The sequence below is a fragment of the Paenibacillus sp. FSL M8-0212 genome, from assembly GCF_038004645.1.
GTDB lineage: Bacteria > Bacillota > Bacilli > Paenibacillales > Paenibacillaceae > Paenibacillus.
The window spans coordinates 1,067,822-1,087,353 of record NZ_JBBORP010000001.1; the positions used below are offsets into that span (position 1 = coordinate 1,067,822).

The 19,532-nt window shown below is 46.5% G+C and carries 17 protein-coding genes; 7 read left to right on the forward strand and 10 right to left on the reverse strand.

Translation table 11 applies throughout. The features are described 5' to 3' along the window. The first annotated feature begins 5 nt into the window (after positions 1-5). Entirely contained in the window at positions 6-497 is a 492-nt protein-coding gene (queF, locus tag MKX68_RS04945; RefSeq protein WP_076209554.1) for a preQ(1) synthase, read from the forward strand. 365 nt (positions 498-862) lie between these two features. On the opposite strand, the gene MKX68_RS04950 is transcribed toward queF, so the two are convergent. After that, the gene (locus MKX68_RS04950) at positions 863-1,075 is read right to left on the reverse strand and encodes a hypothetical protein (RefSeq protein ID WP_340909609.1); all 213 of its coding nucleotides are present in this window, start codon (positions 1,073-1,075) and stop codon (positions 863-865) included. A 253-nt stretch (positions 1,076-1,328) separates the two neighbouring features. Between MKX68_RS04950 and MKX68_RS04955 the strand changes: the two genes are divergently transcribed. Beyond that, a complete protein-coding gene (locus MKX68_RS04955) occupies positions 1,329-2,603 on the forward strand; it encodes an MFS transporter (protein ID WP_340909611.1) in 1,275 nt (424 codons plus the stop codon). A 420-nt stretch (positions 2,604-3,023) separates the two neighbouring features. Here the strand turns inward: MKX68_RS04955 and MKX68_RS04960 are convergent, their stop codons facing one another. From MKX68_RS04960 to MKX68_RS04995, 8 genes are all read right to left on the reverse strand, one after another. Further along, positions 3,024-3,512 (reverse strand): YbaK/EbsC family protein, encoded by a 489-nt coding sequence (locus MKX68_RS04960; protein ID WP_340909613.1) that lies wholly within the window; start codon positions 3,510-3,512, stop codon positions 3,024-3,026. Between the two features lie 58 nt (positions 3,513-3,570). Beyond that, positions 3,571-4,416 (reverse strand): EcsC family protein, encoded by an 846-nt coding sequence (locus MKX68_RS04965; protein ID WP_340909616.1) that lies wholly within the window; start codon positions 4,414-4,416, stop codon positions 3,571-3,573. 195 nt (positions 4,417-4,611) lie between these two features. Beyond that, positions 4,612-5,592, reverse strand: coding sequence for a glycoside hydrolase family 43 protein (locus MKX68_RS04970; RefSeq protein ID WP_340909619.1), 981 nt, complete (start codon positions 5,590-5,592; stop codon positions 4,612-4,614). A 1,539-nt stretch (positions 5,593-7,131) separates the two neighbouring features. Then, positions 7,132-8,553 carry an arabinan endo-1,5-alpha-L-arabinosidase gene (locus MKX68_RS04975; protein WP_340915288.1) on the reverse strand — a complete coding sequence of 474 codons (1,422 nt, stop codon included), beginning with the start codon at positions 8,551-8,553 and terminating at the stop codon, positions 7,132-7,134. 56 nt (positions 8,554-8,609) lie between these two features. Then, positions 8,610-9,452 (reverse strand): carbohydrate ABC transporter permease, encoded by an 843-nt coding sequence (locus tag MKX68_RS04980; RefSeq protein ID WP_340909622.1) that lies wholly within the window; start codon positions 9,450-9,452, stop codon positions 8,610-8,612. Between the two features lie 26 nt (positions 9,453-9,478). Then, a complete protein-coding gene (locus tag MKX68_RS04985) occupies positions 9,479-10,369 on the reverse strand; it encodes a carbohydrate ABC transporter permease (RefSeq protein ID WP_036611613.1) in 891 nt (296 codons plus the stop codon). 157 nt (positions 10,370-10,526) lie between these two features. Then, on the reverse strand, positions 10,527-11,867 hold the full coding sequence (locus MKX68_RS04990; RefSeq protein WP_340909624.1) for an ABC transporter substrate-binding protein: 1,341 nt from the start codon (positions 11,865-11,867) through the stop codon (positions 10,527-10,529). A gap of 132 nt (positions 11,868-11,999) precedes the next feature. Then, on the reverse strand, positions 12,000-12,911 hold the full coding sequence (locus MKX68_RS04995) for a glycoside hydrolase family 43 protein (protein ID WP_053061664.1): 912 nt from the start codon (positions 12,909-12,911) through the stop codon (positions 12,000-12,002). 397 nt (positions 12,912-13,308) lie between these two features. Here MKX68_RS04995 and MKX68_RS05000 point away from each other — a divergent pair, with 397 nt between their 5' ends. The 4 genes from MKX68_RS05000 (at position 13,309) to MKX68_RS05015 (ending at position 16,592) form a co-directional block, all read left to right on the forward strand. Next, positions 13,309-14,226, forward strand: a complete 918-nt coding sequence (locus tag MKX68_RS05000; protein WP_017690213.1) for an ArsR/SmtB family transcription factor — start codon at positions 13,309-13,311, stop codon at positions 14,224-14,226. A 274-nt stretch (positions 14,227-14,500) separates the two neighbouring features. Continuing rightward, positions 14,501-15,418, forward strand: a complete 918-nt coding sequence (locus MKX68_RS05005) for a helix-turn-helix transcriptional regulator (RefSeq protein WP_340909627.1) — start codon at positions 14,501-14,503, stop codon at positions 15,416-15,418. An 83-nt stretch (positions 15,419-15,501) separates the two neighbouring features. Continuing rightward, positions 15,502-16,011 (forward strand): DinB family protein, encoded by a 510-nt coding sequence (locus MKX68_RS05010; protein ID WP_340909632.1) that lies wholly within the window; start codon positions 15,502-15,504, stop codon positions 16,009-16,011. A gap of 11 nt (positions 16,012-16,022) precedes the next feature. Then, the gene (locus MKX68_RS05015) at positions 16,023-16,592 is read left to right on the forward strand and encodes a YdeI/OmpD-associated family protein (protein WP_340909634.1); all 570 of its coding nucleotides are present in this window, start codon (positions 16,023-16,025) and stop codon (positions 16,590-16,592) included. 79 nt (positions 16,593-16,671) lie between these two features. On the opposite strand, the gene MKX68_RS05020 is transcribed toward MKX68_RS05015, so the two are convergent. Further along, positions 16,672-17,535 carry a helix-turn-helix domain-containing protein gene (locus MKX68_RS05020; protein ID WP_340909636.1) on the reverse strand — a complete coding sequence of 288 codons (864 nt, stop codon included), beginning with the start codon at positions 17,533-17,535 and terminating at the stop codon, positions 16,672-16,674. A 178-nt stretch (positions 17,536-17,713) separates the two neighbouring features. On the opposite strand from MKX68_RS05020, the gene MKX68_RS05025 reads away from it, so the two are divergent. Further along, the gene (locus tag MKX68_RS05025) at positions 17,714-19,228 is read left to right on the forward strand and encodes a glycoside hydrolase family 43 protein (RefSeq protein WP_340909638.1); all 1,515 of its coding nucleotides are present in this window, start codon (positions 17,714-17,716) and stop codon (positions 19,226-19,228) included. Positions 19,229-19,532: the final 304 nt, after the last annotated feature.

A 19,532-nucleotide genomic window follows, 5' to 3' on the forward strand; every position in this document is an offset into this window, starting at 1 on the left:
AACCGATGAGACAACCTGATGAGATGCAAGATGTGACGTTGCTGGGCAACCAGAACGTAAAATATACGTTTGAATATGATCCGGGCATTCTGGAGAGCTTTGATAACAAACATCCGTACCGCGATTATTTTGTAAAATTCAACTGCCCGGAGTTCACCAGCCTGTGCCCGATTACGGGTCAGCCGGACTTTGCGACGATCTATATCAGTTACATTCCTGATATCAAAATGGTCGAGAGTAAATCACTCAAGCTGTACCTGTTCAGCTTCCGTAACCATGGTGACTTCCACGAGGATTGTGTGAATATCATCATGAACGACCTGATCAAGCTGATGGACCCACGCTACATCGAAGTATGGGGCAAATTCACACCGCGCGGCGGCATTTCCATTGACCCTTACACGAACTATGGTAAGCCAGGAACGAAGTATGAGCAAATGGCTGAGCACCGCATGATGAATCATGATATGTATCCGGAGACAATTGATAATCGTTAATCCGTCAGGTTCATCTATTCTGTATAAGATAGAATCATAGAATGCCAAAAGCCGAACTCTGCTATATAAGTTGAACTAAAGATTATTTACACTGGCACTACGATGACAGAACAACCTTCCAATCGCTGTTATCCCCAGATTTTTTCCATTCCCTTTCCTAAAGGGGAAAATCCGGGGATGGCGTATGCTTCCGATGCAGCTTTCTTTCAGAAAGCTTTTAGGCGAACGCTTCGCTTTTTCAGGTTTTTTCTGTCCTCTCCGTTATCGTGTAAATGATTAATTCAGCTTATATAGCTTAAGAAGTTCGGCTTTTTAGTATAAACCTGTAGAACCTCCTTGTCTCAATCCTAAGCTTGGAGACACTTTCAAGTAGACTGATCGTCCTTTAGTTCTCTGACTTTTTTGACGTAATGTCTCAACATCAAAACACCAATTGGCTGAAAAATGATAAATATGACGATAGCAGCAGATAGAGATTTCGGTGCTACATAGATAGCCTGAAACGTTATTACAGCCATATACAAAATAGTCATCACCAACTCACGTTTAGCGGATTCATAAGGTGATAAGGATTTCATATCCATCCCTCCTCTATCCTTCTTACACATAAATATGGGTCTTCTTACAGTAGATGCTAAAGTAATACGTTTCTTTTGTAAATGTAATGCTATTAATAAACACCTCGGAAATAGAGTTCAATTCATCAACGTTTTCCCTTGTTCCCCTTGTCGGTCCAATCAATCTATCCTATTATGTAACAATATGCTTACACGCATATATTACAACATCAGGCGCTGATCCCTCGTGACCGCGACCAAAGGAGAATTGTACATGTCTACTCAATCCACTTTAACCAAGGACGCCACAGCGCGTTCGAAAGCCCCACCCGGATCGGATGCCCAAAGCACCGTTTACCGGATACTCATTGCAATAAGTCTGGTTCATCTGTTCAATGATTCGATCCAGTCGGTTATTCCCGCCATTTTTCCGATTTTGAAAGACTCTATGCATCTCACGTATACTCAGATCGGATGGATCTCATTTGCTATTAACTTTACCGCTTCCATTATGCAGCCTGTCGTAGGCTGGTTTGCTGATAAAAAACCGACACCATCTATCCTGCCCATTGGCATGGGTTTTACATTTACCGGCATGTTGCTGTTGGCTTTCGCTGACAGTTATATGGCTGTCCTGATCTCCGTTATCTTTGTCGGTCTAGGTTCCGCCGCTTTCCATCCGGAAGGTTCACGGGTATCCCATATGGCTGCTGGTCAACGCCGTGGACTGGCACAGTCCATCTTCCAAGTTGGTGGTAACGCCGGGCAGTCCCTTGCCCCATTGCTTACACGCTGGATCTTTATCCCGTTTGGACTGTTCGGTGCCATTGGATTTACAGGCATTGCTGCCATGGGGATTGCAGTTCAGATCTACATAGCCCGTTGGTATGGACGTATGCTGCAATCGGGAGGATATCTGCGTAGACAGGCTGCTGCCCGTCGTGCACCCAATCCTGCTTTGCGCAAAAAGATTACTGCCGCCATTACGCTATTGATCTTGCTCGTCTTTGTTCGTTCCTGGTATATCGCTTCCATTGGCAGCTTCTATGCGTTTAATCTGAAAGATACTTTTGGATTGTCCACAGAGGACGCGCAGATCTATATCTTCTTGTTCCTGGCTGCCGGAGCACTGGGTACGTTCTTCGGAGGCCCCTTGGCGGATCGATTCGGCAAACGTAACCTGATCTTCCTGTCCATGGCCGGAGCTGCTCCTCTGGCTCTGTTGTTGCCCTATGCGAATCTGTTCTGGACAGGCGTACTGCTAACCATTATTGGTTTTATCATGTTATCCAGCTTCTCGGTTACTGTTGTATACGCGCAAATGCTGATTCCAGGCAAAATCGGAACGGTCTCTGGCCTGATCACAGGTCTCGCATTTGGTATGGGAGGGCTAGGTGCACTCGTCCTAGGGAACTGGATTGATGTCTTCGGTGTATCACCAGTAATGCAGATGTGCAGCTTCCTGCCCCTGCTCGGGATCTTCACGTTCTTGCTTCCATCCGATAAATTGCTGAATATCTGGGCAAAAGAAAACAGTAGTGAAGAGTAAAAAATACATCAACAGGTGTCCATTTTTTATTCTATATTAGATCCAATCCTTACGTGGCAGCATCGCCCTTATAAGACGTTATCTTGCGCTAACGAACCTGACAGCACTTATTTGAACGAATACTGCTGGTTTCGCAATCTAAAGAATCTGAGCAACGCTATTCCCGAGAAAAAGGCCGAAAACCTTGGAATGTGCGTTGAAATGCAGAAATAACGTGTCTGAGATTCTTTAGAAATCGGGATTAGTGAAATATCGCCGAATAACGTCTGCTGAGTTCGTTAGATTTCACTTTAGTCACCTGCATTTACAGTATGAATAAAATGTTTGAACCAAAACAAAAGGGTTCTTGCCAACTCTGTATTCACAGACTTGCAGGAACCCTTTTTTATATTGGTTGTTTTCGTATTTAGCTTCAACCGTTTATTCCACGTCACACATGACAACGTTGCTACCTTGAGCTGTAATTAGTTCCTTCACATCTTCAAATTCAAGGAATACCGTTGCCGTATTTTCCATCGGATGAATTCCGATTTTCTGACCTACTAGATCCTTGTCAAAAACTACGGTCACGTTTTTCTGTATGTTATTAAACACTCCCATAGGGTTCACGTGCCCTTTTTCCAATCCGAGTAACTCCAACAAATCCTTTTCACTAGCAAAACTGAGTTTGCGGCTAGGTATCTTTTCGCTTAAACTTCTCAAATCAACGGACTTCGTTCCAGCAATCGTCACCAGATAATAGTTGCGCTTCTTGTCATCACGCAGAAACAGATTTTTAACAATACGTTCTGTATGTGGAATCTGATAAGAGAATATTTCCTCCATCGTGTATACTGCGGGATGTTCAATACTTTCGTAAACGATATTATTGCGATCTAAAAGATCATAGAAACCCTGTTTGTTTAACATATCAAATTCAACTCTTTCAATATAAATATTCTTCTATAAGACTACTTCTTCTTTAACCTTATTTCAAACGCTGAAGAATCAGCCGTTTTTTGTACAACATTTTGCCTGCTTCGGCTACATCTCGAATTGTATTTTTGTTGCTCACGGAACCAAACACCATGCCGGCAATCGGCACGAGTTGGAACAGCTTCTTCCAGCCAAAGGATTCACTGTAGGAGTTAAACACTTCCCGCCACCCCTGCATCTGCGATACCACTTCAATTGGCTTGTCCGGATCGTCGTAAGCGGCGAGTTCTTCAATAATGGCTTTCTTGCCCACAATATCGGCAGAAGAGAATTGCAGACATTTGACAATAAAGATACGCTCCAGCGGTTCATCTGGGTCATAACCGTAACATAGTGCCATCTCCTGCAGTACCTTCAGAGAAAGCCCCATCACTAACGGAATATCTGCTGCAATGGTTACAATGCCACCAAAACCTGTAGCTGCCCCCTGAGCCGCAGCAAACTTGGTTCGACTCTCGGTAATGTTATCAGCAACCTGGTCCAGCACCTGAAGTGGCAGATTCTCCACACTATGAATTTTCGCTGTTCCCTCCGCTTCAGCTTCCTGCTCCAGACGATAGGTCGTGTCCATCATGGAATAACCGGACTTCTCTGCTTCCTCTTGCAGCAGCTTGGCTACTTTTTTCTTCTGTACGAGGAACTTGCCCCCATGCTGTACATACTGACCCACGTCGTTCAGGGAATCTCCTATCTTCTGTTTCAGCGCTTTAGGCATCACTTTATCCAACATCGCAAAGGGCAAACGCCCGATTTTATCCCATATAAACAAGTCCTTCTGTTGTTTTTCCCATTTCAAAATCTGTTCAAGTTCCTTATCCAACGCCTCGCGTGAATCCATATTTGATCCTCCTAATAGGTTCTGCATCGTAATCTGTATCTTTCTCATACGCAGAGATCATGGTTGTGGTTGCTTTGATTTGTGTCCAGGACACATATGTTCAGGCCGCTCTATCTTATCGTTCACATACAGAAGAGCCCTTAATCAGCATCACTCGCTAACTAAGGACTCTCGTATGAAAGGTTAAACGACCTCTTATTTTGCTTCCGCTACTGCGCTGCCATCCGGTGCCGGAACACCGAAATCAGGTGTGCCATCTTCACGCCAACGAATCACTTGAGCACGGGCGTGACGGTTCGGATCATACAAAGGATCACCCTCGATGTTTTTGTAATTACGGGCATGATAAATCAGAATATCGGTCTTTCCATCCGGTGACACCGTAAAGCTGTTATGGCCCGGACCGTATTGACCGTTCGCTTCACAAGTCTGGAATACCGGCTCGGGTGATTTCACCCAGCTGGCCGGATCAAGCAAGTCGGCATTTTCATCTGCGGTGAGCAGACCCATACAGTAATTGTAATCGGTCGCGCTCGCCGAGTATCCAATGAATAACCTTCCATTACGATGCATCACAGCCGGGCCTTCATTCACCTTAAAACCGATGATTTCCCAATCGTACTCAGGCGTAGAGATCATGACCTGTTCGCCGCGTAGCGTCCAAGGGTTTTCCATTTCGGCAATGTACAGGTTCGAGTTGCCCACAATATCCGGATCTTTTTGTGCCCAGACCAGATAGCGTATTCCTTTATGTTCAAAGGTTGTTGCATCCAGCGCGAATGATTCCCACCGTGTGTGTATCTGTCCCTTTTCTACCCATTCTCCTTCGAGTGGATTCGCGGAATCGTTCTCCAAAACATACATCCGATGATCGAACAGTCCTTCGTTGGTCTCACTGGTGTGAGCCGCAGCGTAGTGTATGTACCATTTGCCATCGATAAAATGAATCTCCGGTGCCCAGATGTTGGCACTCATCGGCCCCGTGTCACGCTTGGTCCAAGCCGTTACTGGCTTGGCATCTCTTAACTCTTCCAAAGTCTCTGCTCGACGGATCTCAATCCGATCAAAGGCTGGTACAGAAGCAGAAAAATAATAGTAACCGTCTGTATGACGGTACACCCAAGGATCAGCGCGCTGCTCCAGAATGGGATTAGTAAATGTAATAGAATCAGTCATGGGAATGCTCCCCTTTCAAATGTTGTTTGGCTCGAAGTTTGGGGATGTAACCCAATTGCGCAAAAAACGAAAACCTTTTTGGGTGGTGCACAGCGGACGTTCGGGGGTGGTAGGGCCTTGGTGCTCTCTTGTCCTCCGATTTCTTTTGCCCACCGCTCTTGGCGGTTGAAATCGGATGCCAAACTCACTCCTGCGGCTCCTTCCTCCCCCTCTCTGCTTGTGCACCTTGGCGCAGCAGCTCGCTCTCACCGCGCTCGCTGGGTTACAACCTCACTTCGAGCCTTTTGTTGGCTCGGTCTTATGGGGTTGACCGCTTCGTACGGTCAATTCTCCCCATGTAATGCAGGGCTAGCCGCAGAGCTACTGGCCAGCTTTGTCATGCACAGCGGACGTTCGGGGGTGGTAGGGCCTTGGCGCTCTCTTGTCCTCCGATTTCTTTTCCCACCGCTCCTGGCGGTTGAAATCGGATGCCAAACTCGCTCCTGCGGCTCCTTCCTCCCCCTCTCTGCTTGTGCACCCTTAGAGCGGCAGCTCGCTCTTTTCGCGCTCGCTAGGTTACAACCTCACTTCGAGCCTTTTTATTGGCTCGGTCTAATGGGGCCGACCGCTTCGCAGGGTCAACTCTCCCCATATTTAGAGCATGATTGGCCTCAGACAGGCCAGTACAGATGAATCTTAAGTGTCTATCTGCGTTAGTGCACCTTAATAGGACAGCTTGCATGCACAGCAGACGTTCGGTGGCGGTAGGACCTTGGTGCTCTCTTGTCCTCCGATTTCTTTTTCCCACCGCTTCTGGCGGTTGAAATCGGATGCCAAACTCGCTCCTGCGGCTCCTTCCTCCCCCTCACTGCTTGTGCACCATCGGAGCGGCAACTCGCTCTTACCGCGCTCGCTGGGTTACAGCCTCACTTCGAGCCTTTTGTTGGCTCGGTCTTATGGGGCCGACCGCTTCGCACGGTCAACTCTCCCCATATTTAGAGCATGATTGGCCTCAGACATAGGCCAGCACAGATGAATCTTAAGTGTCTATCTGCGTTAGTGCACCTTAATAGGACAGCTTGCATGCACAGCGGACGTTCGGGGGTGGCAGGGCCTTGGTGCTCTCTTGTCCTCCGATTTCTCTTTCCACCGCTTCTGGCGGTTGAAATCGGATGCCAAACTCGCTCCTGCAGCTCCTTCCTCCCCCTCACTGCTTGTGCACCTTGGCGCAGCAGCTCGCTCTCACCGCGCTCGCTGGGTTACAAACTCACTTCGAGCCTTTTGTTGGCTCGGTCTTATGGGGTTGACCGCTTCGCACAGTCGACTCTCCCCATGTAATGCAGGGCTAGCCGCAGAGCTATTGGCCAGCTTTGCCATGCACAGCAGACGTTCGGTGGCGGTAGGACCTTGGTGCTCTCTTGTCCTCCGATTTCTTTTTATCACCGCTCTCTGCGGTTGAAATCGGATGCCAAACTCGCTCCTGCGGCTCCTCCCTCCCCCTCACTGCTTGTGCACCTTCGGAGCAGTCGCTCGCTCTTTTACTGCTCGCTGGTCAACCTCTTACTCCTCCGCTGCGCTGATCTGCTTGCCCCAGACCGCCACGCCGCGGTCATTGAGGCCTGTCACCACCAGCGCGGGTTGGCTTCGCTCCCAGTCCCAGGACGGCAGCAGTTGCAGCTCTTCCGTGGTAGCTCCGCCCCATGGGCTTTCTTTCCACTTTAGTGTCAGTGTTTGTTTGTCATCAAACGTCCAGGTTCCTGAACCTTTTTCGCTTTGGATTTTTCCTTTGTCCGTTAGGGTATAAGGCACGGCTTGAATTTGCCCGTCCACGGACGGATCAATTGCCATGCCTTCCCACTCCCCGGCAATCATGGACTTCGGAACATCCTGTGCTGTCTCACCAGCGTACCGTTCAGGTGAAACGACAGGCCAGCCGTCCTTCGTCCATAACATTTTACGTACATGCAGATATGGCCAGTTTTTATCCGTCTCACCCCGTGCATGATGCACGATGTAATAATCGCTTCCGTCCTTCAACACAGAGTTATGTCCGGGCGCAACCCAGCCCTCGCCTTCCGTGAAGCGATACCCCCCGAGAATTTTGGTGCCGATCTCATATTGCGGCAGATACTCTGTATCCAGCATGTTATTGCCGTTTATGTCCGTGTACGGTCCTGTGATTGAATCAGCACGCGCAACCCGCACGTTATAGTCCTCGAATAAGGAATCATATGAGACGAACAGATAATATTTTTTGAACTCCGGGTTATACACAATGTATGGACCTTCCACTGCGCCCTCTTCAGTTGCACGATCCCGAGCAGCAATGCGAGTACCATAACCCTCGTCCTTGAATTTCCCGGTGTCGGGATCAAGTGGCGCAATGTAGATGCCGTCAAAGAATGAACCATATACCATCCACGAATTGCCCTCGGCATCCACAATGGGATTGGCATCAATGGCATTTAATTTGTCCTGTTCATTCGCAGAAGTTTTCACTACGAGTCCTTCATCTGTCCATGGACCTTCTGGAGATGAGGATGTCTGCAGACCAATAGCCGACTGGGTACTGCCAAAAGAAGAAGCCGAATAGTACATCCGATAGGTATCGCCAGCCTGGATCACATCCGGTGCCCACAGATTGACTGCACCTGTCCAATCCAGCGCTTCTTGCGGAATACCGGGCAGAGCCTGACCTACCCATGTCCAGTGGATCAGATCATCTGACTTGCGTACCATGACACCGGGTTTCGCCTCTCCTGCTACACGAACGTCTGTGGAATAGACATAGTACCCCTGTTCTGTTTTGATAATGGCTGGATCATGCGCATTGTTTACCGTCCAACGGGATTCATCATCCAGTATGGATGTGTCATACAGCTGAGTATCTTGAGGAGCTTCAGGAAAGACCGGACGGGACACCGTTTCTCCCGCCCCTTCTCCAGCACAGCCGATAGCCCCAGTAATCAACAACAGCAACATGGAAGCAACAACCCCTCTCTTCGAAAATGTCCACCCTCGGAATCTCTTCCGCTGATTCATCCCTTCACTCCCGAAATGGCAACCGATTCAATAATCTGTTTCTGGAAGATCAGGAAGATGATTAATACAGGTAACAGAGCCACAATCGACGCCGCCATAATAAGCGGGTAATCGGTTTGAATTGCATACGTCGCGTTGAAGTTCGCGATAACGAGTTGTAACGTCTGCTTCTCCGGTGAATTCAGATAGATAATTGGTGCCAGATAATCGTTCCAGATGCCCATGAACCAGAGAATCAGCTGTGCAGCAATCGCCGGTTTGATGAGCGGAAACGTAATACTGGAGTACAGCCGGAAGTAGGAACTTCCATCGATTTTGGCCGCCTCAATAATTGCATCAGGTACACTAAGCAGGTATTGGCGAAGGAAGAAGATCATGATTACGTTACCGAACAGGCCAGGAACAATCAGTGGCAATAGCGTATCCACCCAGCCCAGCTTCGCAAACATGATGAATTGCGGGATCATGACTGTTGGATAAGGAATCATCATGGATGCCAGCAACACGAGAAACAGTTTGTTTTTGTGCGGAAATCTTAATTTGGCAAAGGCAAAGGCCGCGATACTGGACGTAAACGTACCCACCACCGTTACACTTACCGCAACGATGAGGCTGTTTTTGATCCCGCTGAGCAGCGGTCCTGCTTCCCAGATTTCTTTATACTTTCCAAATTGGAATACTTCAGGTATCCATACAGGCGGAAGCGCGAATACATCCTGCTTCTCCTTCAATGACGTGGACAACATCCAGATCAGTGGTGCAATCATCGCAATCGCACCGATCGCGAGTACGATAAAGATGATCGAGTTCGTTAATTTCCTCTTTTGACTGTAAGACATCTCCGGTTCACTCCTTTCCTTGACAATCAATCCCCATCATAGGCTGATTTTTCGTTCATTTTGAATTGCACCAGGGTAATGACAAAAATGAAAATACCAAGAATCATGGCCATCGCTGAGGCATAACCCATCTGCAAGTTACTGAAGGCTTTCTGCCAGATGTAGAAGACGATCGATGCCGAAGAATATTCAGGACCACCCGTAGGCGTCATAATGTTCATCTCGGTGAAGATCTGGGAACCACCAATGATATTTGTAACAATGAGGAAAAAAGTAACCGGCTTCACCATAGGCCAGGTGATGTTGCGGAAGATCTGGAACCCATTGGCTCCATCCAGCTCAGCCGCTTCGTAGTATGTACGTGATACACTTTGCAGTGCCGCCAAGTACAATAACATTGTGTATCCAAGACCCTTCCACACCGTCATAATAATCAGAGCGGGTTTGACCGTGTCTTTGTTCGCGAGCCAGTTTGGACCCTTGATACCAAACAGGTCAAGGAACTGGTTTACCAGACCGTAATCCCCGTTGTATGCCCAGTTCCACATGATGGACACCGCAGCGAGGGAAGAAATAACCGGAATGTAATAGATTACACGGAATGTCGTTGTGCCGGGAATTTTACGATTCAGACCCATTGCCAGCAACAAAGCCAACAACAGACCAATCGGGATACCGAGCATCAGGAAGAATGTATTAAACATCGCTTTATAGAAGAGGTCATCCGTGAGCAGATCCTTGAAGTTGGCCAAACCGATAAAATTCATCTGTCCCAGTCCATCCCAATCGGTAAAGGAACCATAGAGGGAATAGAGGAACGGGAACATGACAAAGATTAGCAACCCAAGAATCGGAGGTAAAATAAACAGATATCCGTACAGCATCTCTTTGCGATACAAACTCGATTTCGTAATCACGGCGTTCACCCCTGTTTCTAGTATCAGCATGTGGCATTCTTCGATTGAACCTTGCCGATCAACGAATGCCACATGCCCGTATGGAATCCAATAAGTCCCAATACGAATGATGCCAGCAGCATGATTGCAGGCTGCCGGCATCGCCCTTTCCTATCTACTATTTCTGAGATTTCTTTTCTTGTTCAACCGCTTTGTCGAGCAGTTTCTGCATTTTCGGTTGTTGCTGCTTCACATAGTCTGCGGCTGTAATCTTGCCATCCAATACCGGCTGAATGTCCGTGAAGAACAGGTCATACCATTCCGCATTGTAAGTGTAGTTACCTGGCAGTGCCCGGCCGTAATCCTCAACGATATCAATGAATTCCTGTTTGTTGGCTGGTTTCGTGGATGTATCTTTGGCCCACTCGTCTGCCATATCAAGCAAGTTTGGAATCTGTACCTTGGCATCTACCAGTTGCTGCATGCCTTCCTTCGAAGCCGTAAGGTAGTTCACCAATGCCGCTGCTTCTTCTGGATGTTTCGTTTTCGCGGATACTCCGATTCCCAGAGATCCAATCCACGTTGCCGATTTACCAGTAGATCCCGCAGGGAATGGCAGCAAATCATAATCGAAAGGTAATTTCTCAAATGTACTCATATCCCATGGGCCTACAGGGAAGAAAGCCATCTCACCTTTCATCCAGCGTTGGTACGTATCCAATGTTTGCGCTTCCTCAATGGAAGGTGTAATTTTGTATACGTTCTGCATATCCGCGAAGAATTGCAAGGCTTCAGCGAATTTCGGATCATCAATTGTTACCTTTGTTTTGGTCTCATCCAACCAATCCCCACCGTTGCTCCATACAAAGGATTGCAGGGCCCACTGTACGTTGAATCCGGTACCGTACACATCCGGTTTACCGTCCCCATTGGTATCTTTGGTCGCTTGCTGGTTCACCTTGATGAACTCTTCCCATGTGTATGGTTTATCCTTGTCAGGGAGTGGGATGCCCTCTTTTTCAAACAACGTTTTGTTGTAGCCCAGTGCAAATGGCCCCAGATCCTTCGGCATACCGTAGATATCGCCCTGTCCTGCCATTTTTCCATCATAACGATACAGGTCCACGCCGTATTTCCAGATATTATCGAGATCCACATCCGGATTGTTTTCAATATACGAAGTGAGGTTCATCAGCACATTGCTGTTCACATATGCTTTCACGTCGCCCGGATTGATATAAAATACGTCAGGCAAGCTGTTGCCTGTAATTGCCGCTCTTAGCTTGGTTGCATATTGATCCGCAGCCGTTACGATAATTTTGACTTTCACACCCGGATGATCTTCTTCAAATTTCTTGACCACCGCCTGGTATGCTTTCTGCTCGTCTGTACCGCCGCGGAACATAAACGTTAACTCCTTGTCCCCACTTGCACCGCTGCTTCCCCCGCAACCTGCGAGTACCAGCGCACTTACCAGCATAAGAAGCATAAATGTGACCCAACTCTTTTTCTTTACCATCTGAACCCCTCCTGATCTGGACTTGTAACCGCATTCAATTGGATGAAATAAGATTTCTGTTGTTAAATTTATCAAATCCAGATCACTTTAGTCAACACTTTTATAAAATATTTTATATTTATTTAAAACAAATCAGTATTTCGGCCAGCCATTCGAGTCCCAAAGCAAGTCATTAATCAGCAATTTCGGATTGCCATTATCCTCTGCATCATAGGCATGTCTTGCGATGACATTACCGTTGTACACGTCCTGACCACCTGGACCTTTCCATTTCACATTGCCTGTATCCAATATCGTTCCGCCACCATTCAGCATATTAACTCCGTTTTTGTCCACATAAGGGCCTGTTATACTGGTCGAACGTCCATAGACCATTTTGTAGGTACTGTTCACCCCTTGGCAGCAAGAATCGATGGAAGCAAACAGGTAATAGTAACCGCCACGATATACAATACTTGGTCCTTCAATAGCCCCTCCGTTATTCGGGCGCGCAGCAATGGAAGTTATACTTCCCGTCGGTTTCATCGTATTTTTGTCCAGCTTGACAATCTTCAGACCGCTCCAGAAAGAACCGAAGGCCAGCCATGGATTGCCTGAAGCATCAATGACCAGATTCGGATCAATGGCATTATAATTATTGGCGGTCGTGGTTTGAAGCACCAATCCTTCGTCCTTCCATTGCCCTGCACCAATACTGTTCGCAGACGCAAGACCAATTGCAGACCGATTGGAGCCAAAGGTGGAGATCGAATAATAGAGCCATACTTTTCCGTTATACTGCTCTACATCCGGTGCCCATACATCCAATCCGCTTTGTCCCGGAACGGCAGAAGCCCACCAGGATGGCTTACTTAAGAAGATTTGTGGAACACGATACCAGGACGATCCATTATCGGATTTCAATACTTGAATGCCCGGGCCGGTTGAAAAGGTGTACCAGGAACTGCCCTCTTTGATAATCGACGGATCATGAACAGCGGTATCTCCGGTCAGATTCCAGAACGCCGCCAAAGCTTTTGACTGACCTGCCAGCAGTAATACCATCACAAGTAATGCCGGTAACGCCAACCGTTTCCACTTAAACCTCTTCACATTGCTTAACTTTTCCAAACCAAACTCCACCTTTCCTGATCAAATGGTTAATTAGGTTCATGAAGTAATGAATCAATTTAGGTATAATAGGATTATAAAAGCGGTTACATTACATTTCAATGGTATATTTCAAATATATGTGAACTGATTAACACTTATTTTAACCGGAATAGTGAACAAAATATAGATTATATTTTCGTATTTGGGCTATACACAAGGGTTTTGGCTTCTATTTCTCCACCCTTCCCTTCCATGAGGGAATGATTTATAATTATCTGAAATAAAACATATAAATGTGCAAATGTCTGTGTCGAAGACTTTGTTCAGAACGGGGAAAGGAAATCCACCTATGATTTATATTAAAGATCTGATGTCGGGTGTGAATATCTTCAAAGCGCTCAGTTCGGAAATCCGGATTCAGATCATCGAGCTGCTGGCCAAGAACCAAAGTCTTAATCTCAATGATCTTGCAACCAAGCTTGGACTGAGCAATGGCGCTATCACAATGCATATTAAGAAGCTTGAAGAGAGCGGATTGATCGAGATCAACACCGCTGTTGGCAAACATGGAATTCAGAAGATATGTTATCTCAATGAGGAAAAATTGATGGTTGATCTGCGTTCACAGGAGATTAACAATCGTTATGAGGTCGAAATTCAGGTCGGTCATTACAGCGATTATCAGGCTGCACCTACATGTGGTCTCGCTACCCGAGACAGCATTGTTGGAGAGTTCGATGATCCGCGGTACTTTGCTGATCCACTGCGAATTGATGCGGAGATGATCTGGCTGGCTGAAGGTTATCTCGAGTATCGGATTCCAAACTATCTCAAACCTAATCAGTCCTTTAGCGAAATTCAGTTGTCGATGGAACTGGGATCGGAGGCCCCTGGCTTTTGTGACAATTACCCTTCGGATATTTACTTCTATGTCAATGGGATTGAGATTGGCTGCTGGACAAGTCCGGGGGATTTTGGCAATACACGCGGTACCTTTAATCCGGAATGGTGGCCTCCACACTTGAATCAGTACGGCATGCTGAAGCTGATCCGGATTACACAGGAAGGCAGCTATATCGACGGATGCCGCATCTCGGACGTAACGCTGGACCAGATTGGGCTGGATTACAAAAGCGATATTCATTTCCGCATTGCGGTTACGGACGGACCTTTGAACAAACGGGGCTTAACGATCTTTGGCAAAAACTTCGGTAACTATGGACAGAATCTGCTCGCTCGGGTTCTCTATAACGTGCAAGAAGAGTAGAGCCAGCTCTGACTATTCACTCGATATGAATTAAGCTCGACCCAACTGTTAACGTAACTGTTCAACACAACAGCAACAACAATGTGTCTTCAAAAGGGTGCTATCCAGCACTCTTTTTTTCATCTCGCCTAAGAACTTATTTAACCAAGTTGAAACAAACATACTGGATGATATGACTTCTTATAGCCCCCTGCGATCCTCCATGTTGTTCACCATGTCGTGATATAATAATGGCCTGTAATGACAAAAATGGAACAACGGGCGGGGATACCTTTTGAAATTGGAGCGATTAATCTCAATCATATATAAACTGCTGAACCACGAAGTATTGTCTGCTTCCACCTTGGCGGAAGAGTTTCAGGTGTCCCCAAGAACGATCTATCGGGATATTGATGTAATCTGTGCCGCCGGCTTCCCGGTTGTCTCCCATCAGGGACTCAAAGGCGGCTACGGCATGATGGACGGATACAAGATGGATAAAAGCTTGCTCGGTTCTTATGATGTGGATTCCCTGATAACTGTCCTGAGCAGTCTATCCACAGTATTCGAAGATGCACGTGCACAAGGCACGATTGAACGTCTGCAAACGATTGGACCGGAGCATCAAACCTCAAGCCTATCGGTGGATCTGGAGACTCGCCGAACCGAACCTGATGCCCTTCCTCATCTGCGTAAAGGTATTACAGAACATCAGGTTGTCCGTTTTGACTACATCAATTATAAAAATGAACATACCCCCCGCCATCTGGAACCGGTAAGACTTCATTTTAAATATCGTAATTGGTATGTGTATGGATTTTGCCAGACACGGCAGGATTATCGCGAGTTCCGACTGTCCCGGATGATGAACGTACAACTGACATCGGAACACTTCCCACCCCATCTTGAGATTCCTCAAGAGACGGTTGTATCAGATCCGTCATGGCAAGATCAGGTAAGTGATGTTGTATTTCGGGTGAATCCGGAAGGACTTGCGGAAGCCATGGATCATTTCCAACAGGCAGATAAGCAATTTCATGAGGATGGAACTATGACGATGCGGATCCAGGTTCATCAACCGTTACAAGCCAGATGGCTTTGGTCGTTTCTGCTTAGTTTGGGAAGTGGTGCTGAGGTGCTTGAACCGATTGAATTACGAGGCATCCTGAAAGAACAACTTCAAAATGCACTTAAGCTCTATGAAGAAGTATGACACGCTGTTGTCATACTTCTTTTTTTATAATCATCTCAGTAAGTTAACCCAATCTATTGCCAAATTAAAGGAGACGATCATCAATGAATCATCCAGAACAAATGTATAACTACCACGCATGGGCCAACCAAACGATCCTGGGCAGAATCAAGGAATTGCCCTCTTCTGTACTGAGTCAGGAAGTGAACAGTTCATTTCCAACCATTGCTCACGCACTCAGCCATATCTACGCGGTAGATAAAATGTGGTACGAGGTATTGAATGGCACCGGTATGCACGAGGCACTGCAAGCATGTATACTGCTTAATGGTGAGATTCACGGTTCTGTGGATGAGTACATCAAACGTTTTACCGACCTGTCGGCACAATACAGTGAGTGGTTACGAGGCCAAGCGGATCTGGAGCAAACCATTCTACTCGATAATCCATTTGCCGGAGTTCGCAAAACCAGCTTATCGGAAATCGTATTCCATGCAGTTAACCACGGCACCTATCATCGAGGCAATGTTTCTACCATGCTGCGTCAATTGGGGCATGCCTCCATCATGAATGACTATTTTCTCTATTGGTATCAGGAACTGGCTCAAGCATAGTCGATAATCGGATGGAAAATGTACATTGTATCCCCGTGACGTCAAGGGATGAATTGAGAAATTGGTTGCGAGAGCATGGAAAATTTGAGAAATCTTGCTGGGTAATGATAAGTTTGAAACCCGTGCCAAATACCCTGCTGTATTTGGACTTGGTTGAGGAGGCGTTGTGCTTTGGCTGGATCGATGGAGTCAAAAAGAAAATATCCGAGACTCAATTAGCACAGAGATTATCTCCTAGGAGTAAACGTAGCTCATGGACTGAATTGAACAAGGAACGTGTCCGCCGTCTTGAAAAGTTGGGCTTGATGCATGACGAGGGGAGAAAGGTTCTTCCTGTTATGGATCAGAATGCTTTCATTATTGATGGCGTGATCGAACAAAAGCTGAAAGAAGACCATCAGGTTTATGCAAATTTCATGGCCTTCCCTACCCTGTATCAAAACGTTCGGATCGATACGATCCAAAGTGTTAAGAATCAGCCAGCATTATTCCAGAGCAGATTGGATAAGTTCATAACCAACACAAAGGAAAATAAAATGTACGGTCAGTGGCATGACAACGGACGGCTTTTGGACTATTGAATTTTCCCTTTTCCCTAAGACAGCAGACAGGACCTCCCTATGAGGAGGCCCTGTTTTGCTTTTTTTATTCGGTCAGGTATTAATGATTCTGCCTGTATGTTTTGGGAGATTCGCCAAAAGCTTTCTTAAACTGGCGGGTGAAATAATTACTGTCGTTAAACCCGCATTCATATGAAATTTCCGTAATGGACAGGTTCCCGTTTTTCAACAAATGACATGCCTTCTCCAGACGCAACTTTTGCAGATAAGAGATCGGGGTCATCTGATAATAGGATCGAAAAATCCGATTCAGATGCCTTATTGAGATATTCGACTTCCCCGCAATATCCTCTAGCGACAGTGGCTCCAGATAATGATCTTCAATAAATGAAATGGCATTTGCCAGATGCATCAGATTATTACCTTCGATCCCTTTCTCTTGCGTATCATATTGCCTCGACAAATATACAACCATCTCCGTAAGACGTGAGATCAACATCGTCTGATACCCTTGCTGTTTACTCTGATACTCCTCAATCATGAACGATATCAGCGATTCTACATACTCCAGACTGGAAATGGATAACGCCAATTTACTCGGAAAGGAGTGAATATTACGATAAAAAGGTTCCAAAACAAACAGCGCCTGGAAGCCGTTAGATTTTCTCAGATCGGGCCCAGCCGAAGCAAGCATTTCGGGACTGAACATGATGTTACAGATCCTAAAATCATGAGGGTCTTTATACGCATGATGAGTGTCGCCATTAATCACAAATGCGTTCCCTTTTTTAATAAAAAATTCCTCGGTGTTCACCACATGGGTTGCATGACCACTCAGAACAATGACAAGTTCCGTAAAGTCCACATGATTATGAAGTTCCATGTCTTGGTCGTGTCCACCATACTGAATGAAAAATGGAAACTGTTGATCTGAAGTAAACCATCTCAAATATGCATTACTCAAAAGCATTCCCCTCCGCAAACCATGTTGGGTTGAATGTCTATATCATGCTATTCGAGGACCGAAAAATCAAGGTTGGAAATGATTAAAGACGATATAATTCCCCTTGTAGCAAGGATACATTTCATACGTTCACGTTCAGATCCATATTAAACTCTCGAAATGAATAGGAGCATAAATGATGAAATATACCAATCCGGTGATTCCGGGGTTTTATCCAGATCCGAGTATCTGCCGTGTAGATGAAGACTATTATCTGGTAACCAGTACCTTTGAATATTTCCCTGGTGTGCCCATCTTCCACAGCAAAGACCTTGTGAACTGGCGACAGATCGGCCATGTCCTCACAACAACTGAGCAACTCCCTTTAGCGAACGCAGGCAGCTCTGGCGGCATTTTTGCCCCAACACTCCGGTACCATGATGGCTGGTTCTATATGACAACAACCAATGTCAGCGGCGGCGGAAATTTTTATGTACGTAGTGCCCAGCCCGAGGGACCATGGTCTGCTCCGATTTTTGTTGATCAGGGCGGCATTGATCCCTCTTTTCTCTTCGATGAAGATGGACATGTGTATTTTCAAACGGCCTGTAACGGCGATGAAGGTGAGGGCATCTATCAGTTCGAGATAGACCTTAAGACCGGAACGAGACTGACGGATAGCCGATTAATCTGGACCGGAACCGGAGGAGCAGCCCCCGAAGCTCCCCACATGTATAAAATAAACGGCCTCTACTATCTGATGATCGCCGAAGGTGGAACCGAGTATGGTCATATGGAGACCATTGCTCGGAGCACAGAGCCATATGGTCCATTTGATCCATGTCCACATAATCCGATACTGTCCAATCGGAGCATGAAATCCAGCATTCACGCAACCGGTCATGCAGACCTTGTCCAGATCCAGGATGGAAGCTGGTGGGCCGTATCTCTTGGCATTCGTCCAGCAGGTTACCCCATGCGGCACCATCTGGGACGTGAAACGTTCCTGGCACCTGTCACTTGGACGGATACCGGTTGGCCGATGATCGGTGTGGACGGACATATTGAGCAGGAGATGACTGGGCCTTTGTTGGCTGAGCACCCTTGGTCACCTCAGGCTATTCGGGATGATTTTGACGAACCATCATTAGGAATGAACTGGATCTTCTTACGTAATCCAGTTCCGGGTAGTTGGACGCTCACTGAAAATCCCGGGCAACTCATCCTCCGAGGTCATTCGGTTTCACTCGATGATGGACAAAATCCAGCCTTTGTCGGGCGTCGATTGAGCCATTTTTTATGCAATATGGCCACCGAGCTGTGTTATGAGCCAAATGCGAGCGGTGAGGAAGCTGGATTAACCTTATTTATGAATGATAAATATCATTACGATTTGGCTGTAACACAGGTCGATGGGCAGAAGAAAATCGTATTGCGGCGAACCGTTGGCTCTCTGCGAACCGAACAGGTACTTAAATGTGACAAGGGGCCGGTTGTATTACAAATCAAGGCTGACCGTAATCACTTCACGTTCCTCTACCAGCAAGGTTCATCCGATGCCATCGAAGTGGGTTCAGGGGAAACACATCTGTTATCTACCGAAGTCGCAAGTGGTTTCACAGGTGTGATGATCGCCATGTACGCCTACGCCCCATCGGGGGAGTGTACGCCTGCAAGTTACGATTGGTTTGACTATGAACCTCTGGACGAATAATCGTTTTAACTCCTATATTCAATAATAGAAAATATAATATATGATCAGCTAAAATTATCCCCTTAAAGTAGATACTCTTTGAAAAACCTTGTGTGGTAGCATAAGGAAATGAGTGAACTTTCAGGGGATTTTGCTATCTTTATATTTTTCTCAATGATTGCACTGGAATTTATAAAAGAACCATTGCTTTATTAGAGAAGTTCTCCTAGTATTTTTAGAAGGAACACCCCAGTAGCTCCCATCTTGGCAGTAACTTCACTGCCCCATATGAGAGCGCTATCGCTGCAGCACGAAAGAAAAACGG

Coding starts and splice junctions, on each gene's coding strand:
- queF (WP_076209554.1), top strand. CDS start 6: ATGAGACAACCTGATGAGATGCAAGATGTGACGTTGCTGGGCAACCAG.
- MKX68_RS04950 (WP_340909609.1), bottom strand. CDS start 1,075: ATGAAATCCTTATCACCTTATGAATCCGCTAAACGTGAGTTGGTGATG.
- MKX68_RS04955 (WP_340909611.1), top strand. CDS start 1,329: ATGTCTACTCAATCCACTTTAACCAAGGACGCCACAGCGCGTTCGAAA.
- MKX68_RS04960 (WP_340909613.1), bottom strand. CDS start 3,512: ATGTTAAACAAACAGGGTTTCTATGATCTTTTAGATCGCAATAATATC.
- MKX68_RS04965 (WP_340909616.1), bottom strand. CDS start 4,416: ATGGATTCACGCGAGGCGTTGGATAAGGAACTTGAACAGATTTTGAAA.
- MKX68_RS04970 (WP_340909619.1), bottom strand. CDS start 5,592: ATGACTGATTCTATTACATTTACTAATCCCATTCTGGAGCAGCGCGCT.
- MKX68_RS04975 (WP_340915288.1), bottom strand. CDS start 8,553: ATGTTGCTGTTGTTGATTACTGGGGCTATCGGCTGTGCTGGAGAAGGG.
- MKX68_RS04980 (WP_340909622.1), bottom strand. CDS start 9,452: ATGTCTTACAGTCAAAAGAGGAAATTAACGAACTCGATCATCTTTATC.
- MKX68_RS04990 (WP_340909624.1), bottom strand. CDS start 11,867: ATGGTAAAGAAAAAGAGTTGGGTCACATTTATGCTTCTTATGCTGGTA.
- MKX68_RS04995 (WP_053061664.1), bottom strand. CDS start 12,911: ATGGTATTACTGCTGGCAGGTCAGTCAAAAGCTTTGGCGGCGTTCTGG.
- MKX68_RS05000 (WP_017690213.1), top strand. CDS start 13,309: ATGATTTATATTAAAGATCTGATGTCGGGTGTGAATATCTTCAAAGCG.
- MKX68_RS05010 (WP_340909632.1), top strand. CDS start 15,502: ATGAATCATCCAGAACAAATGTATAACTACCACGCATGGGCCAACCAA.
- MKX68_RS05015 (WP_340909634.1), top strand. CDS start 16,023: ATGGAAAATGTACATTGTATCCCCGTGACGTCAAGGGATGAATTGAGA.
- MKX68_RS05025 (WP_340909638.1), top strand. CDS start 17,714: ATGAAATATACCAATCCGGTGATTCCGGGGTTTTATCCAGATCCGAGT.